This window comes from Nocardia brasiliensis, from assembly GCF_042691675.1.
Taxonomy (GTDB): Bacteria; Actinomycetota; Actinomycetes; order Mycobacteriales; family Mycobacteriaceae; genus Nocardia; species Nocardia brasiliensis_D.
Genome location: NZ_CP170507.1, coordinates 3,174,349 through 3,191,176 on the forward strand (window position 1 = coordinate 3,174,349; position 16,828 = coordinate 3,191,176).

Below are 16,828 nucleotides of genomic sequence, written 5' to 3' on the forward strand. Positions count from 1 at the left end.
GGCTCGGGTTCGTAGCTCACGTGCTGCGCTGGCTCCCGGTGGAGACTATGTGATCCACGAGGTCCCGCTCCATATCGGCCAGCCACTGGAAGCCCTGCTTGGTGCCCGAGATCCAGGCCGCCGCCGCGGCGCCGACTATGTCGCGGTGGACCGGGGCATCGGGACGGCCGGGCGGCGGCGCCGGATCACTGCGCCGCGTGGTTTCCGGGCCGCGGCTCCCGGCGTCGGGCACGGCAGGCGTTTCGTCGCTGCCGATGTCGGGCTCGTGATCCGTCACGTCCGGTACCGCTCCCGGCGGGCTGACCGGCGGTGAGCTGAACGGACCGGTGGATTGTCCCAAGGCGTTGTGATCCCGGTTCGGCGTCGGCCCGCTCGGTCCGTCCTGGTCGGTGGCGACCAGGGCGGTGATCAACGCGGCTGTCGACACCACCGCCAATCGCAACGAGACGTCGGACTTTCGTGGTGCGCGGTGCTTACCCATCGGCTACTTTCCGTCGAGTTCCGTTGGGTGTGAAAGTTTAAGGTGCTCAGCCAATTCCGGCTAGAATTGTTAGTTGTTCTTCACGGAAGTTAAGTCCGGCGCTGATTGTGATCCGGCCTCGGCGCGAAATCACTTTATTGTTGCCACGGTCAGGGTCGATATAAACGTCGGCGAGCGGGTAGGACAATGGGGTCGATGGGCGCGGAGGCGGACAGGTGCTCGAGCATGACGCCTTCGCGCAGCGCCCACGGGCTCAGCTCGGCCGTGGTGATGCCCAACGACCGCATCGTCTCGTAGGCCACCACGGCGCCGCCGAGAATCTGGCCCGCCCGTGCCGTGTCCACCCCGCGGAACCGGGCTCGTTGCTCGGCGGTGGTGGCGGCCAGGCGCGGAATCCATTGCCGGACAGACTTTATCGCGATGACATCGGGCACCGGATCGCCTTTGCGCCCGCGGGCAGGCCGGCCCATCCGGGCGAGTTGTTTGAATACCTTCGACGTGACCACCGTATGCGGGTGCTCGTCATCGCACCGCAACGACGGCGCGACATAGCTGGTCTGCTGCCGGACATGCGTCTGGAGCCGGCGGAGCTGGTCGGGCGTCGGCGGGTCGCTGGTCAGAAACGACCGGCTCAGTTCACGTGCGCCCAGTGGCAGGGAGACCGCGATCTGGGGTGCGGCGCCGTCGCCGAGTACCAGCTCCGTCGAACCGCCGCCGATGTCGATGTTCAGCACCGTCCCGGCGCGCCACCCGCACCACGCGCGCACCGCCGCATAGGTCAACAGTGCTTCTTGTTCGCCGGTCATGAATCCCAGCACCAGCCCGGTCCGCGCCTGGATCCGGGCCAGCACAACATCCCGATTGCTCGCATCCCGGATCGCCGCGGTCACGTAGGGATACAGCAACTCCGCACCGGATCGCCGCGCCGCCGCTCCGGTCCGCGCGACGGCGCGCACGACTCGCTGGATACCGGCCTCGCCGATGGCGCCGTCCGCGCCGATCTCTTCGGCCAACCGGGTCGGCACCTTCACCGTGCGCACGTGGCGCGGCGCAGCGCCCGCCACCACATCCGCGACCTGCAATTGCGCCGAATAGGCCCCGACATCCAGCACGCCAAGCCTCATGGGCCCCGTATACCCCCGTTCGCGGACCAGTACCGTCCGGGCCCCGGGCCTATCCGGTCTCGCCCTCGGCTTGCAGGTCCGCCAGCAGGTCGACGAGGAAGTGCACGCTCTCCGGGGGTGTCAATGCTTCGACGCTGAGGGTGTTCATGACGGCCATGTACAGCTCGACGTCCTCGCGTTTGTCCAGGTAGAGCGAGCTGGTGAGTTGCTCGGTATAAACGATGTCCGGCAATTCGGGTTCGGGGAAGCGAAGGATGGTGAATGAATTACCGGCGGCCGAATATGCCAGTGCCGAATGCGGCAATACTTGGATCCGCACATTGGGCAGGCTGGAAACTTCGACGATGTGCTCGAGCTGCTCTCGGAAAACGTCCGGCCCGCCCACCTGCCTGCGCAGGGCGCTCTCGTCGATCACCGCCCACACCGTGGGCGCCGCAGCACGCGTCAGAATCTGCTGTCTGCGCATCCGGACCGCTACCCGGCGCTCGGTCTCGCTGTCGTTGCCGAGCGCGATGACCGTGCGCGCGTAGTCCGCTGTTTGCAGCAGACCAGGAACGAACATGGCTTCATAAGTACGTATCGTCGTCGCGGCGTGTTCGAGACCGAGGTACGTTTCGAACCACGCGGGCAGCAGATCGTTGTAGCGGTACCACCAACCCGGGTCGCTCGCACGGCGGGCCAGTTCCAAATACCTCTCACGCTCAGCGGGATCGTCTACTCCGTAGAGGGTGAGCAAGTCGCGAATATCGCGCTCTTTGAAGCCCGTTCGCCCGAGCTCGAGGCGACTGATCTTGGCGTGCGACCCGCGGATGGCATCGCCTGCCGCTTCTCGGGTGATACCGCAGCCCTGCCGGAGCTGACGCAGCTGGCTGCCGAGCGCTATCCGCAGAACTGTCGGACCACGTTCTGCCGCGACAGCCAATTCCATATCGCCGGTGTGGTTCTCGTCGGTCAAGACCGCCTCCGGTCGGTAGGAAATTTTACTGCCGCCTCGAACCTCCGCGGCGGCTGCTCGATCTTACTCAGCCACCTGCGGAAATCCGCCAGGCCCGCGGGCGATCGGTTCCATGGTGTCGAGGGCCTCCCTTGCCAGCGTGGAACTTTCACACCGACAACGCAATCATTCGTTCGCATTCCCGGGCGGGTCGCATAGGCGATGCGTAAAGTCACCCAACACGGCAGCCGACTGAGAAGGGACCAGCAGCCATGTCGTCACCGGACGATCGGACGCGGCTCGGCACGGTGGACCCGGCAACGCCCAGTATCGCCCGCGTGTACGACTACGCCCTCGGCGGAAATGACTGGTTCGAGATCGATCGCCAGGTGTACGAGCACATGAAAACCGTCGTTCCACACCAGGACGACGTGGGCGCGGCCAATCGGCGCTGGCTCGAGCGGGTGGTGCGCTATCTCACCCGCGTTGCGGGCATCGATCAGATACTCGACCTGGGCAGCGGCTTGCCGACCCGGAAGAACACGCACGAGGTAGCGCAGGAACTCGGCGCCGAGGTCGTCGTGGTGTACGTGGACAACGACCCGGTGTGCGTGGCACGCGGCCGCGAGCTGTTGGAAGCGAATGACTGCACCCATTTCCTCGACCTCGATCTGACCCAGCCGGATGCGGTGCTGGACGATCCGGCTGTCAACCGGTACCTGGATCTGGATCGTCCCTTGCTGCTGATGCAGTGCGGCACACTGCATCACGTCGACGACGACGGCGACCCGGCGGGAATCATGCGCCGGTACATCGACCGCCTCGCGTCCGGCTCGTACGTGATGATCAGCCACTTCTTCGACCCCGGAGCGGCGGACGAGCAACTGCACACCCTGGCCAGACGGGCCGAGCGAGCCTTGAACGAGGAGGGCCTCGGCACCGGACGGTGGCGCACCCGCGGCGAAATCGAGGCGTTCTTCGACGGCCTGGAGATGATTCCGCCCGGACTGGTGCAACTCGACGATTGGTGGCCGGGGGGACCCGCACTTCGCACCCGTTGGCCCGAGGAACAGCTCATCATCGGCGGCGTCGGCCGCAAACCATAATCCACTTCTCGAACACAACGGAGTTCGACATGGCAGCAGACCAGCAGATCACCGACGAAACTGTTCGCGACAAGCTCACCGACATTCTCACCTACACCAGCATCGATCTGGCGACGTCGAAAGACGGAATCAACTGGTGTTCGAACGCGTTTTTCGCCGAGTTGGACGGTGACCCTTTCCGTCTCACGCTGATCCTGGAGTCCGGCGGTCGAACGCTGGACCACCTGAGAGCGAATCCGAACGTGGGAGTGAAGGTTGTTCCCGCGGGCTTCATCAATCCGTTCGCGCAGGGGCTGGGGACGGTGGCCGTCCGGGATCCGGTGGATCGGGACGAGACTTTCCAGGCGTTGCTGCGCAAGGAACCACAGATCGAGCCGTTTCTCGCCACTCCCGTCGAGGCACTGGTCATCGACATCGAGTGGTGGCGGGTCACCCACGTGGGTGGCGGTCTTCTACCGGGACGAGTACTGCAACGAATCAGCTCGTCATAAGCGCCTGCCCCGGCTAATCCGCTCAGCGAGGCGGGTCACAATCAACTCCAGAGAGGTCGCCATGTCCGATTCCGCTCCCCAAACCGGCGTCCGCGCACCGGTCGGCGTGGACATTACGCGCGCCAGTATCGCCCGGGTATACGACGCCACGCTGGGTGGTAAAGACAACTACCCGGTCGATCGTTACGTCGTCGACAAAGTCGCCGAAGTCGCGCCGCGACAGAGCGATGTGGCGCGGATGAACCGGCGGTGGTTGCACCGTGCGGTGCGATATCTGGCGGGAACCGTTGGCATCGACCAGTTTCTCGATGTCGGCGCCGGGCTGCCGACGGTGGGCAATACCCACGAGATCGTGCAGCAGCAGAATCCCGAGGCGCAGGTGGTGTACGTCGACAACGATCCGGTGTGCAACGTGCACGGGCGTGTGTTGCTCGAACGCAACGAATACACCCATTTCGTGCCCGCCGACCTCACCGAGCCGAACACCCTGCTGACCCACCCCGAGGTCACCCCGCACCTCGACCTCACCCGTCCGTTGGCGCTGATTCTGTGTGGAATCCTGCACCATGTCGACGATGACCTCGATCCCGCGGGAATCATGCGCCAGTACATCGATGCGCTCCCGGTCGGTTCGTACGTCGCGATCACCCATTTCTGGGACCCGGCCGACGGCTCCGAAGCACACGAGATGGCGATAGAACTCCAACGTCGTTTCACCACACTGGGTTTGGGCTCCGGCTGGTACCGCACCCGCGAAGAGATCGCCTCCTTCTTCGGCGATCTCGAGCTGATCGAACCCGGACTGGTCGAACTCGACGACTGGTGGCCGATGGGGCCCGCACTGCGGCCCCGACTGACCGAAGAACGCCTCCTGCTCGGCGGCGTCGGCCACAAGACGACCAATTCCGTCGTCACCCCCTTGCGGCCGCGGGCCACGAACAACTGACCTGACCGCCGGGTACGAGGGTGGCCGGCTCGGCTGCCCGCGTGGGCAGAATCGAATGGCTTACGGGTAGCAACGTCCTCGACTCGGCGGCTTCGCCGAGCGCGCCGGTACCAGAGCGAACCCCTATAACCCCCTACCCGTAGCCACGCGACGGCGCCCACGGCAGCGCCGACGGCTCTCGGACGAGTGGAGTCGACCAGGCCCGACCTGCGCAATTGCGCAAATGTTTTCCCGTGCAGCATCTTTCGGCCCGGCTGCGCCGCTTGTTCGGTGCGGCGGACCAGCCGAAAACGTATGGCATGGTGGTCGGCTATGAAGACCATCCTGATCACGGGCGCGACATCGGGTATCGGCCTCGCGGCCGCACAGCAGTGCGCCGCGGCAGGCGATCGGCTGGTCCTCGTCGGACGGAATCCGCGGAAGCTGGCCGAGGCGGCGAGCCTCGTTCGGGCCGCGGGTGCCGGCGGCGTCGACACCCTCGAATGTGACTTCGCTGCACAGGCGTCCGTCCGTCAGCTCGCCAAAAGCGTGCTGGCGCAATATGACCGGCTGGATGTGCTGGCCAACAATGCGGGCGCCTATCACAAGGAGCGCGTCGAGACCGCGGACGGCATCGAGGCCACGTTCGCGGTCAATTATCTCGGCGGCTACCTGCTCACCGAACTGCTCACCGATCTGATGGTGCACAGTGCTCCCTCGCGCATCCTGTTCACCTCGTCGGTACTACATTTCGGCGCCACCCTGGATTTCGATGATCTCGGCTTCCAGCGAAAGTATTCGGGGGAGCAGGCTTATAGCCGATCGAAGCTGGCCAGCATCCTGTACGCCAGGGCGCTGGCGCGCCGCCTCGCGGGGACCGGAGTGACGGTCAACGCCTTTCATCCCGGCGCGGTGGCCACCGGGATCTGGGATTCGCTGCCCTGGTTCGGGCAGCCCTTGGTCACGGTGGCCAAGCGACTGTTCATGATCACCGTCGAAGAGGGTGGTCGTGCGCTGAGCTATCTCGCGACCGATCCCGAGGTCGCCGAGGTCACCGGCGCCTACTTCCAGAAGAACCGCATCAAGACTCCGTCGCGTCGTGCGCAGGACGACGCGCTCGGACAGCAGCTGTGTGAGGTGAGCGCGACCCTGGTCGAGCCTGCCGGTTAGGCGCAGCGGCTATGCAGTCCACGACAACGTTGTCGGAAGTCCAAGCGACATAACTTGTTTGTCATCGACTGATCTGCAGAAAGCAGGGGCAATGCAGCGTACGCGTTTCGAGTCGATCGGCTCGTACACTCCGGAAACCGTTCGTTCCACCGAGGAATTGATCGACAGTTTGGCAGTGCCGAGGTCACTGGATCTGGAGCGGATCACCGGAATCAAGAATCGGCGGGTATACAACTCGCATCCGGATCACTATGAATCGTCTTTCGAATTGGCGTTACAGGCCATCGACGATTGTCTGCGACATTCGGAATACAACGCGGACGAGCTCGACATCATCATCTCGGCCTCCATCACTCGCACGCGTGGTAAGGAAATCTTCTGCTACGCACCGGCATTCGCGCTGATGCTGGGCAACGCGATCGGCGCGACGGCGGCCGAACATTTCGACGTCTCGAACGCGTGCGCGGGCATGATGACCGGGGTGCTGGTGCTGGACCGGATGATCAAAGCCGGGGTGGTGCGCAACGGTTTGGTGGTCAGCGGCGAACAGATCACCCCGGCCGCGGAAACGGCGGTGCGAGAGATCAGTGAGCCCTACGATCCGCAATTCGCGGCACTGACCGTCGGCGACGCGGCGGTGGCCGTCGTGCTCGACGATCGCGGCGACGACCACGACGAAATCCACTACGTCGAACTGATGACCACCGCCGACGGGGCCGAGCACTGCCTCGGTATGCCCAGCGACCGGTCCAACGGCATCGCGCTCTATACCGACAACCGCGCCATGCAGAACGAGGGCAGGTACATGCAGGCAATCAACCGCATGGACACCTTCCTGAAGGAGACCGGGCGAACCTGGGAGAGCGAGAAATACGACTACTGGATCCATCACCAGTTCAGCGGCCCGGTCATCGATTACATCGGGCACCTGACCGAGCAGCATTTCGGCACCCCGATGCCGCAGACCCTGAATGTGCTGCACGACTACGGCAATACCGCGTCGACCTCGCATTTCCTGGTACTGCACGAGTATCTCGCGCAGCAGAAGATTCCCAAGGGGTCCAAGATCCTGATGATTCCCGAGGCGTCCGGGATCGTCTCCGGCCATCTCGCCGCGACCATTTCGCGTCTGGAGGCCTGAGCCATGGCTACCACGATCGTCGCGGCCGCGACCAACACCGACCTCGACACCGGCAGCTACTTCGAGCTGGCTGCTCGCGCGGCCCGCAGCTGCCTGGCGGACTCGGATGTCTCCGTCGACGAGGTCGGCATGCTGATCAACGCCGGAGTCTTCCGGGACGACAACATCTCCGAGCCCGCGGTGTCGGCGCTCATCCAGAAACGGATCGGCCTCGGTCTGGAATACCAGCCGGGCCGGGTACCGGCCTTCTCCTTCGACCTGATGCACGGCTCCACCGGTCTGCTGCACGCCATCACCACCGCCGAATGCTTCTTGGCCACCGGCGAAGTGGAGTACGCGCTGCTCGTGGCGGGGGATACCCATCCGTCGACCCAGCGTTATGTCGCCGGGTTCCCGTACACGACCGGGGCGGCGGCACTACTGCTCGGAAGCTCGCCCGCGGCAGGCGGATTCGGCCGTCTGTACACCAGGGAGACGACCGGAGAAGCCGACCCGTCGGCTTGGGTCGCGCTAGGCGAGGCCGGCGCGAACGGCCGCTCGGCCATGTGTGTGCGGCACGGTGCGGAGGATCCGATCGAGCTCGCGGCCGCGGCCGTGCGCGACTGTGTAACCGATGAAGACATCGACGGCGACGATTTCGCGGCGGGACGCGCGGTGCTGCTCGCTCCGGCTCCCGCACTGGGATTTCGTGCCCGCCTTGCCGAAACGCTGGGGCTGCGACCGGAATCGGTCGTCGGCGTCGACCCGGCGATCGGCGATCCGTACACGGCGGCACCGGTTCACGCGTATCTGAACGCGCGGGAATCCGGTGTGCTCGGCACGGTCGACACCGTGCTGTTCTTGGCGGCCGATGACGCGGCGGCAGCCTGTCTGGCCTACCATCCGCAGCCGAGAGCTGTTGCCACGGTGAGCGCGATCGGTGCCGCGGGGATCGAAAAGCGTTGATGTTACTCGAGTTCCGTCATATCGCCCGCTGTGGTCGTTGCGGCGATCTTGTTGCCGGGATCCGATGACAGGTCGCTGTCGGCGACCTACGCTAATGGCACCGGCTGGATCAATGGGGCGTCCGGATACGCCTCTGCTGCGACGATGCCGCATTTTCAGTGCACCCGAGCTCTCTTCGATGGTGCCCTTCCACAGTCGGGCACACCTCATCGACGAAGGGGGCTCGGATATGCACCCGCAGTTCTCGCTCCAGGGCGAAAAGTGTTCGACACTCACCCGATCCGGGGTCGGTCAGGCCATGGCCGTGCTGGGCAGCGCCAGCACGGTCGGCCTGGTCGCCGAACTGCTCGCCGCCGACGAGGCGGCGGTCCGTACGGCCGTCCGGCAGCTCGCCGCCGGGTCGTCCGCGCGGGCGCTCTTCGACGATCTCGACATCGGGGATCGGATCCTGCGCGACACTCCGGCGGAGGTCCGCCGGGAACTGCACTGCCGGGCCGCGAAGCTGTTGCACGACAGAGAGTTTCCGGCGGCCAGGGTGGCCGAGCATTTGGTCGCGGCCACTGCCGCCGATTACCCGTGGGCGGCCTCGGTGTTGCTCACCGCCGCCGAGGAGGCATTGGCGAACGACCAGATCGACCGCGCGGTGGATCGGCTGGAGTTGGCCTATCGCGCGACTCGTGACCCGGCCGAACGTGCCGAGATCGCGATCCGGCTGGTGCGCGCCGAATGGCGGCTCAGCCCGTCGAATCGGACGCGGAACTACAGCCGGGTGCGCGCGGCCATTCGCGCGAGCCGGGTACCGACGGCGCAGTTGCCCGCCGCCGTCATGTTCATGCTCTGGCACGGTCAGACGCAGCACGCCGACCAGGCGCTGGGCCAACTGGATTGCGGTCGGCTCGACGAGGCGGCACCGACGGTCGATTTTCTGTGCGCGTGGCTGCGGACCTCGCATCCGCCGCATGCGCACCGGCACCGGCGGCTTCTCGCGGCGCAGGCGCGGCGACGTCCGGCGCCCACGGAGCGTCCGTCACCGCACTTACTCGGCGCGGAGTTGCTGACGGGCTTGTTCACCGGGCGCCCGCTCGACGAAACCGTTACTCTCGCCCAGCGTTTGCTCACCCGTCATCGGCTCGCCGCCAGCACCGTGGAAACCCTCGCGGCAGCGGTACATTGCCTGATCTACGCCAATCGGCTGGATACCGCGGCAGCCTGGTGCGACTCGCTGCTGGCCGAAGCCGAGGCGCGTCAGGCACCGACTTGGCAGTCGATCTTCGCGGGCCTGCGCGCGGAAACCATGCTGCGCAAAGGGAATGCGCGGGCCGCGATCGATGACGCGGTGCTCGCGCTGAACTATGTGCCCGCCGCACACCTCGGTGTCTGGATCGGCACCCCGATCGCGGCGCTCGTGCGCGCCCTCACCATGGCGGGCCGGCACGCCGACGCCGAGGCGCAATTGCGAAGGCCTGTTCCCCGAGCCCTGTTCGAGTCCCGCTTCGGGCTGCCCTACCTGCACGCACGCGGCCACCACCAGCTCGCCGTCGCCCGCGCCGACGAGGCGCAGCGCACCTTTCGCCGCTGCGGCCACCTGATGCGTCGCTGGCAGATGGACTTCCCATGGCTGGTTCCGTGGCGCAACGACCTCGCGGCGGCCCACCTGGCGCTGGGGGAGCACCGGCACGCGCGCGCCTTCGCGACCCGTCATCTCGACCTGCTCGGCGCCGCCACCCAGCACCGCACCGGCGGTGTATCCCTGCGCTTGGTCGCCGCGACCGGCGACCGCTACCAACGGGTCCGGCTGCTCCGCGAGGCCGCCGCGATCGCCCGCTCCGGCGGCTGCGACCTCGAATTGGCCACCGCCCTGGGCGAACTCGGTGTCGCGCACCGCGCCGTCGGCGATCATGACAAGTCACGGGTGCTGATCCGCGAGGCGACCAGGCTCGCCGATTCGTGCGGCGCCGACCCGCTGCTGCACGACCTGGTCGGCGACCGCCCGCGCCGGACCGCACCGCACGTCCCCCACCTACGCAGGCCCGGCAACGGCCTGGACGCCCTCAGCCCCGCCGAACGCCGGGTCGCCGAACTCGCCGCCCACGGCAAACGCAACCGCGATATCGCCGCCGCCCTCGACATCACCACCAGCACCGTCGAACAACACCTCACCCGCGTCTACCGCAAGCTGGAGATCGCCCGCCGCACCGAACTGACCTTCGTCTTCGGCGCCGCCCGCCCCAGCAAGGCGGGCTCGTCCGTCTCCGCCACCGGCTAGCCCGGCCGGGAGCGGCACCGCTGACGCGAGATGCGCCGACCCGAGCCGGTTCGCGACGGAACGGGTGAACAGACCGGTCAGGAATCGAGAAGCGCCGGTCACCGAGCAGCGCTTAGCGTTACCGCCATGAACATCACCACTGATCAGACCACTATCGACGCCGTCATCCTGGAGGCGCCCGACCCCACCGCCGCCGCGGCGTTCTATGACGCCGCATTCGGCCTCGGCGACAAGGTGCGGGTCCGCCCGGCCGACGCGCCGACCACCGGCTTCCGTGGCTTCATCCTCTCGCTCGTGGTCTCGCAGCCGCGCACCGTCGACAGTCTCATCGGCACCGCGCTCGACGCGGGCGCGACGACGCTGAAACCGGCAGGCAAGAGCTTCTGGGGCTATGGCGGCGTCGTCCAGGCTCCGGACGGGGCGATCTGGAAGATCGCGACATCGTCGAAGAAGGACACCGGCCCGGCCACCCGGCAGATCGACGATTTCGTGGTGCTCCTCGGCGTCGACAATGTCAAGGCCACCAAGCAGTTCTACGTCGACCGCGGTCTGGTCGTGGCGAAGAGTTTCGGCAGCAAGTACGTCGAGTTCGACACGTCGTCGGTCAAGCTGGCGCTCTACGGGCGCCGCGCCGCCGCCAAGGACGCCGGCGTCCCCCAGGAAGGCACCGGGTCGCATCGGATCGTCATCGGCAGCGCTATCGGTCCCTTCGCCGACCCCGACGGGTTCACCTGGGAGGCCGCCGCGGCCTGAGGCGAGCGGGTGTCGGCGCGGTGCGGGAATAACGCCACCGGTCGGCATGTTCGAACGCACATGCCGAAACCGTTCACGGAGGCCGAACGTCAGGAATTCCTCGCGGGCAAGCACATTGCCGTGCTGTCGGTCGCGGCGACCGACGGGCGACCGCCCGCGACCGTCCCGATCTGGTACGACTACACCCCCGGCGGTGATATCAGGATCAATACCGGTGCCGAGCGCCGCAAGGCCAGGCTCATCCGGGAGGCCGGCGTCGTAACTCTTACCGTCCAGCGCGAAGAACTGCCGTACCAGTACGTCATTGTCGAGGGCACGGTCATCGACGCGACCACGCCCTCGCCGCGGGAAGTGCGGGAGGCCATCGCGATCCGCTACCTCGGCCCGGAAGACGGTCGCGCCTTCGCCGATCGCATGGACGGCACCAAGTCCGTCCTGTTCACTATCCGTCCCGACCGCTGGATCACCCAGAACTACTCGGGCGACCTCTGAAACCTGCGCGGGTGCGCGGAATTGCGCTTTAGGTCACACTGGACCCCTCTGAAATCGGTTGACATTCAACGTGTCCGAACACAACTTGTCGACGGCCGGAATGTGGTGACCCCAGCGGCATCGGAGTCCTCGGAAAACCGGTGGGCACAAAGGGATTCGCTCTGAGTGCTGGCGGTTGCCTGCGATCGTCAGCACCGGCAGACCGAAAACCGGCCGACCACGCGGTGTGTCGGTGTTCGGACAGTGCGATGAGCGGATGCTCGCACCGTGTGATCGAATGTGACCGGTAATGATGAGGATGCCGACGCATCAGGAGGACCGCGGCGGTGGGTCAGGTCGGTGCTCTTGTCGATCTATGCCCCGCGCGACTGGGATCTGATGGAAGGTATTGAGGTGTTGAGGTGTTGACAGCGCGGCTGCGGGCTTCGGCCGAGCCGTTGGCGGGAGTCTGGCAGCGGCACGGACGGTCGTGGTTTGCTCCGCTGGCGGCGCTGCTGGGCAGTGCGTTGCTGCTGGGCTGGCAGGCGAGCGAGTACGGCAACTGGATAGTCGACGACGCGGGCATCACCTTCGCGTACGCGCGCAGTGGCGCCGAGGGGCTGGGCCCGGTGCTCCAGCCCGGCGCGGCGCCGGTGGAGGGGTTCTCCAATCCCACTTGGCTTTTCGTGCTGGCAGTGGGCAAATGGTGTGGTCTTTTCGACCGAGGCTCCATTTTCGGCATCCCCGATTACGTCCTTTATCCGAAGGCGATCGCGCTGCTCTGCTGCGTGGGGATCCTCGCCGCCTGCTATGTCGCCGCACGGCGGATATCGCGCTGGCCCGCACTGGCCACGTTCGTGACCGGCGCGCTGTTGGCCGCGATCCCGTCCTTCGTGATCTGGTGCTTCTCCGGCCTGGAGAACGCGTTGTTCGCGCTCGCGGTCTGCGTTTTGGCGGTCCACCTGTTTCTGGCGGTGCTGGACGAGCGGCTGTGGACGCCGAAAGTGGCGGTGATAGCCGGTGCGCTAGCGGCGTTTGCGGCGTTGACCCGTCCCGACGGGCTGATCTACCTAGCCGCGTATCCCGTGGTTTCGGTGATTCTGGTTCGGCGCGCAACGCTGCCCGCCGCTCTTCGGTGTGGGTTGTATTCGGCGCTCGCGTTCGCGATCCCCTTCGGGGCCTATCTACTGTGGCGGATCGTCGAGTTCGGCAGGCTCGTGCCGAATACCGCGGTCGCCAAACATCAGGCGACACCGACCGTGCACGACCTGACCAGGGCAGGCGAACTGGTGCAGTATGCGGGCGCACCCGCGGTGATCGCGGGTATCGGAGTGGTCGGCCTTGCCCTGGGGTCATCGAGGAGGTGGCGTGACGGCGCTGTCGCGTTGTTGGCGCCGCTGGCGTTGGCGATGGTCGCCTACTGTGTCCTGCAACCGGACTGGATGGCGCAATTCCGGTTCGCCACCCCGGTGTGGGCGCTCGGCGCGTTCGTTGTCGTGATCTCGGCCGGGCAGTTGCTGGCGAAGCTGCACAAACGTGGTCGGGTTCTGGTCGTGCTGGTACTGATCGGTGCTCTGGTCCCGTCCGGCGTCGCGTTCGCCAACGCATCCGACTCGTTTCGCAGCAACGAGGATGTGCCGCTGTGCTGGATCGCTCTGCGGTTCGGCCGCCTCTTCAACGGCTACGCGGACATCGCCGGCGTACAGCAAGGCACATTGTTCGCTCCCGATATGGGCGGGAGTTCGCTGACATCGCGTTTGCAACTGATCGACATGGCCGGGCTCGCGGAAGCACGGATCGCGGACATCTATGCGGGCAAGGACCGCACCGACCTCAGCGACTACGTGTTCGAGGAGCGCAAACCCACGTTCGTGCACTCGCACGGACTTTGGTTGCACAATCAGGTGACCATCGACCCCCGGATCACCCGCGACTATTACCTGATACACCAATCCCCAGATCCTGCCCTGCCGGACGAGGACTGGATCCGTAAAGATGTGGTGCGCGACGAACAGCAGCTCCAAGAACTGCGCCAGTACGCCGGGAAGATGCTCCCACCGCTGTGGGGCGAGTATCGGAGGTCGGGTTGTGGGCCGACACTGCGTCCGGGCCAAACCCTGTCGAGCTGACGTAAGGTCGAGATCGCCCATGCAGGTTCGTGCATACCTTCCAGCCGACTGGCCGCAGGTCTGGCCGATTATCCGGGAAATAGTAAGGGCCGGTGACGCTTTCGTTTACGACCCGGCGATGACCGAGGAGCAGGCACACAACATCTGGGTGATGGGACCGCCTGCGATCACCCTCGTGGCCGTGGTCGACGATCGAGTGCTGGGTACCGCCAACGCGTACGCCAATCGGCCGGGGCCGGGCGCACACGTGTCGACCGCCAGCTTCATGGTCGCCGCCGATGCCCGCGGCAAGGGCGTCGGTACGGCCCTGTGCCGGTCCGTGCTGGCGTGGGCGAAGGAGCGCGGCTTTCTCGGCATGCAGTTCAACGCCGTCGCCGAAGCCAACCACCGGGCCGTCGATCTCTACCAGCGTCTGGGGTTCGAGATCGTGGGCACCGTGCCCGGAGCGTTTCGCCACCCCACGCTCGGCCGGGTCGGTCTGCACGTCATGTATTGCGAGTTCTGAGCCGTCGATCCGGCATCGATCCAGGTCCACCGCGCTGACGTCTGCTACCGTTGATACCTAGTAGATCTAGGTATCGGAGTCCGATGCATATCGACAAAGACTTGGTGGCGGCCTCGGCAACGCCGCTGGTGCTCGGGATACTCGCCGACGGCGAGTCGTATGGTTACGCGATTCTCAAGCGCGTCAACGAGCTGTCCGGCGGGCGTATGCAATGGACCGACGGGATGCTCTACCCACTGCTGCACCGGCTGGAACGGCTGGGCCATGTGACGTCGACTTGGCAGTCGTCGGACAGCGGGCGGCGGCGCAAGCACTATGCGATCACCGATTCGGGACGGGCCGCACTCGCGGAACGACGCACCCAGTGGGAGGTCGTGGCCGACGCACTCGGGCAGGTCTGGCGCAGCGTCGAACTGCCGCCGACGGTGGCGAAGGGATGGGCGTGATGGATACCGATGCGGAGCTGGAATCGCAGATCGGTCAGTGGCGCGGATATGTCCAGCGGCATGCCGCGATATCGACTGCTGACGTCGATGAGATGGAAGACCATCTGCGCGACCAGGTTTCGGACCTGGCCGCCGCCGGACTCGCGTCCGACGAGGCATTCCTGGTCGCGGTCAAACGCATGGGCAACGTGGACTCGATCTCCCGCGAGTTCGCGCGTGAACATTCCGATCGTCTGTGGAAACAATTGGTGTTGCTGCCCGCCGACCCGAAAGATACGGACGTTCGGCCCAAGCGTGAGTTGATCGTCGTGCTCGCCCTCGCCGTCGTCGCGGCGCTGGCCTTGAAGCTGGGCCTCGCGGTACTCGAGGATCTGACCTTCGCCCGCAATCTCAGCCTGCTCGTATTGCCGTTCCTCGCTGGATATTTCGCGTGGAAGAGACAGGTGACCTGGCGCGTCGCCGCCGCGTTGCTGGTGCCGTTCGCGCTGGCCGCCGTCATCCTGAACGTCTTTCCCTTCGACCCCGATGGAGCGACCGAGATCATTGCCGCGATCCACGCGCCGATCGCGTTGTGGTTCGTCGTCGGCCTCGCCTACGTCGGCGGCGAGTGGCGGTCCGACCGGCGCCGAATGGATTTCATCCGATTCACCGGCGAATGGGTGGTCTATCTCACGCTGCTCGCCTTCGGTGGCGGTGTGCTGATCGGCCTGACGGTCGGTGCGTTCGACACACTGAACGTGGACATCGAATGGGTCATCGAAGACTGGGTGCTGCCGTTCGGCGTCGCTGGTGCGGTGATCGTCGCGGCCTGGCTGGTCGAGGCCAAACAGAACGTCGTGGAAAACATCGCTCCCGTGCTCACCCGCGTGTTCACCCCGCTCACCGTCGTCATGCTGCTGGCCCTGCTCGCGGCGTTCGCGACCAACCGCAGCGTCATCGACGTCGACCGCAATCTGTTGATCCTGATGGACCTGATTCTCGTTCTGGTTCTCGGACTATTGCTGTACGCGATATCCGCGCGCGATCCGCGGCTCCCACCCGACACCTTCGACCGGCTGCAACTGATCCTCGTAATCAGTGCCCTAGCAGTCGATGTAGTGATGCTCGCCGCCATGCTCTCGCGTATCGCGGAGTTCGGTTTCACCCCGAACAAGGTGGTGGCGCTCGGTATGAACCTGGTGCTGCTGGTCAATCTGGTGTGGTCGGTGCGACTCGGTTTCGGGTTCATCCGTGGGCGGCGTGGTTTCGCCGACGTCGAACGCTGGCAGACCCGGTATTTACCGGTGTACGGCGCGTGGGCGACGGCGGTCATCGTCGTACTGCCGCCGATCTTCGACTTCGCCTGAAATCTCGGCCGTCCCACCATGTTTCGGGCCGCTGCGGACCCGGTACGCCGACTCCGGCCGGCGCACCGTCGTCGACTGCGATCGATCCCGCGCCTACCGGTTAGTGCGGGAACCCTACGGCCAGCAGGCTGCGCCCATCGGGCAGGCCGTACGGGTCTGCCGGGTTGACGATGGAGAGCAGGACGATCCCGTCTTCCGAGGCGGCGGTCTCGGCGATCACATCGGACAAGTCAGCACGAACGTCCGTGGTCGCGCCTTCGTCCTCGTCCTCGAAGTACGTCGAGAACGGGATGACGAAGGCCGTCCCGTGGTCGCGCCATACCGGATTCAGCATGCCGGGCAGCGGTGAGTCGCGCAGCGCGACCGTCTCCGAGTGGTTGAGTGCCACAGAATATGAACCGTTGTCCGTGTCGATCATCGCGGTGAACGCGGCGGCTTGACCCGCCCCGAAAGATGCCGTTACGGTGGCCAGCCCCGTCGCGATCCCCAACGTCGCGACGGTAGCGCGGATACGCATGAATAAACTCCAAAGTTATTACACGCCAACAGTAGTGGCGTTGGTCCCAATTGCGCCGAGACTCGACGCAAGCACAAC

General features: G+C 65.7%; 17 protein-coding genes. 13 read left to right on the forward strand and 4 right to left on the reverse strand.

The annotated features are described in order from the left end of the window. Positions 1-16 precede the first annotated feature (16 nt). The 3 genes from ACFK0J_RS14835 to ACFK0J_RS14845 form a co-directional block, all read right to left on the reverse strand. Positions 17-481 (reverse strand): hypothetical protein, encoded by a 465-nt coding sequence (locus ACFK0J_RS14835; RefSeq protein ID WP_378740492.1) that lies wholly within the window; start codon positions 479-481, stop codon positions 17-19. Positions 482-630: 149 nt separating this feature from the next. Next, entirely contained in the window at positions 631-1,605 is a 975-nt protein-coding gene (locus ACFK0J_RS14840; RefSeq protein ID WP_378740495.1) for a Ppx/GppA phosphatase family protein, read from the reverse strand. Between the two features lie 49 nt (positions 1,606-1,654). After that, positions 1,655-2,533 (reverse strand): helix-turn-helix domain-containing protein, encoded by an 879-nt coding sequence (locus ACFK0J_RS14845; RefSeq protein WP_378742844.1) that lies wholly within the window; start codon positions 2,531-2,533, stop codon positions 1,655-1,657. A 278-nt stretch (positions 2,534-2,811) separates the two neighbouring features. Between ACFK0J_RS14845 and ACFK0J_RS14850 the strand changes: the two genes are divergently transcribed. The 13 genes from ACFK0J_RS14850 (at position 2,812) to ACFK0J_RS14910 (ending at position 16,233) form a co-directional block, all read left to right on the forward strand. Continuing rightward, positions 2,812-3,645 carry an SAM-dependent methyltransferase gene (locus ACFK0J_RS14850; RefSeq protein WP_378740497.1) on the forward strand — a complete coding sequence of 278 codons (834 nt, stop codon included), beginning with the start codon at positions 2,812-2,814 and terminating at the stop codon, positions 3,643-3,645. A 29-nt stretch (positions 3,646-3,674) separates the two neighbouring features. After that, positions 3,675-4,136, forward strand: a complete 462-nt coding sequence (locus tag ACFK0J_RS14855) for a hypothetical protein (RefSeq protein ID WP_378740500.1) — start codon at positions 3,675-3,677, stop codon at positions 4,134-4,136. 61 nt (positions 4,137-4,197) lie between these two features. After that, positions 4,198-5,082 (forward strand): SAM-dependent methyltransferase, encoded by an 885-nt coding sequence (locus ACFK0J_RS14860; RefSeq protein ID WP_378740503.1) that lies wholly within the window; start codon positions 4,198-4,200, stop codon positions 5,080-5,082. A 312-nt stretch (positions 5,083-5,394) separates the two neighbouring features. Continuing rightward, positions 5,395-6,231 (forward strand): SDR family oxidoreductase, encoded by an 837-nt coding sequence (locus ACFK0J_RS14865; RefSeq protein WP_378740505.1) that lies wholly within the window; start codon positions 5,395-5,397, stop codon positions 6,229-6,231. 91 nt (positions 6,232-6,322) lie between these two features. Next, a complete protein-coding gene (locus ACFK0J_RS14870) occupies positions 6,323-7,372 on the forward strand; it encodes a 3-oxoacyl-ACP synthase III family protein (RefSeq protein WP_378740507.1) in 1,050 nt (349 codons plus the stop codon). A gap of 3 nt (positions 7,373-7,375) precedes the next feature. Beyond that, positions 7,376-8,317 carry a hypothetical protein gene (locus ACFK0J_RS14875; protein ID WP_378740509.1) on the forward strand — a complete coding sequence of 314 codons (942 nt, stop codon included), beginning with the start codon at positions 7,376-7,378 and terminating at the stop codon, positions 8,315-8,317. Positions 8,318-8,546: 229 nt separating this feature from the next. Beyond that, positions 8,547-10,583 carry a LuxR C-terminal-related transcriptional regulator gene (locus ACFK0J_RS14880; protein WP_378740510.1) on the forward strand — a complete coding sequence of 679 codons (2,037 nt, stop codon included), beginning with the start codon at positions 8,547-8,549 and terminating at the stop codon, positions 10,581-10,583. 126 nt (positions 10,584-10,709) lie between these two features. Then, positions 10,710-11,336 (forward strand): glyoxalase, encoded by a 627-nt coding sequence (locus ACFK0J_RS14885; RefSeq protein ID WP_378740511.1) that lies wholly within the window; start codon positions 10,710-10,712, stop codon positions 11,334-11,336. A 60-nt stretch (positions 11,337-11,396) separates the two neighbouring features. Beyond that, the gene (locus ACFK0J_RS14890) at positions 11,397-11,828 is read left to right on the forward strand and encodes a pyridoxamine 5'-phosphate oxidase family protein (RefSeq protein WP_378740512.1); all 432 of its coding nucleotides are present in this window, start codon (positions 11,397-11,399) and stop codon (positions 11,826-11,828) included. 401 nt (positions 11,829-12,229) lie between these two features. After that, positions 12,230-13,936, forward strand: coding sequence for a hypothetical protein (locus ACFK0J_RS14895; RefSeq protein WP_378740513.1), 1,707 nt, complete (start codon positions 12,230-12,232; stop codon positions 13,934-13,936). 19 nt (positions 13,937-13,955) lie between these two features. Continuing rightward, positions 13,956-14,441, forward strand: coding sequence for a GNAT family N-acetyltransferase (locus ACFK0J_RS14900; protein WP_378740515.1), 486 nt, complete (start codon positions 13,956-13,958; stop codon positions 14,439-14,441). Between the two features lie 83 nt (positions 14,442-14,524). Further along, on the forward strand, positions 14,525-14,887 hold the full coding sequence (locus tag ACFK0J_RS14905; protein ID WP_378740517.1) for a PadR family transcriptional regulator: 363 nt from the start codon (positions 14,525-14,527) through the stop codon (positions 14,885-14,887). Next, positions 14,887-16,233 carry a permease prefix domain 1-containing protein gene (locus ACFK0J_RS14910; RefSeq protein ID WP_378740519.1) on the forward strand — a complete coding sequence of 449 codons (1,347 nt, stop codon included), beginning with the start codon at positions 14,887-14,889 and terminating at the stop codon, positions 16,231-16,233. Before ACFK0J_RS14905 ends, ACFK0J_RS14910 begins: the two co-directional genes overlap by 1 nt. A 100-nt stretch (positions 16,234-16,333) precedes the next feature. Here ACFK0J_RS14910 and ACFK0J_RS14915 read toward each other — a convergent pair whose 3' ends face one another. Further along, a complete protein-coding gene (locus ACFK0J_RS14915; protein WP_378740521.1) occupies positions 16,334-16,750 on the reverse strand; it encodes a hypothetical protein in 417 nt (138 codons plus the stop codon). Positions 16,751-16,828 lie beyond the last annotated feature (78 nt).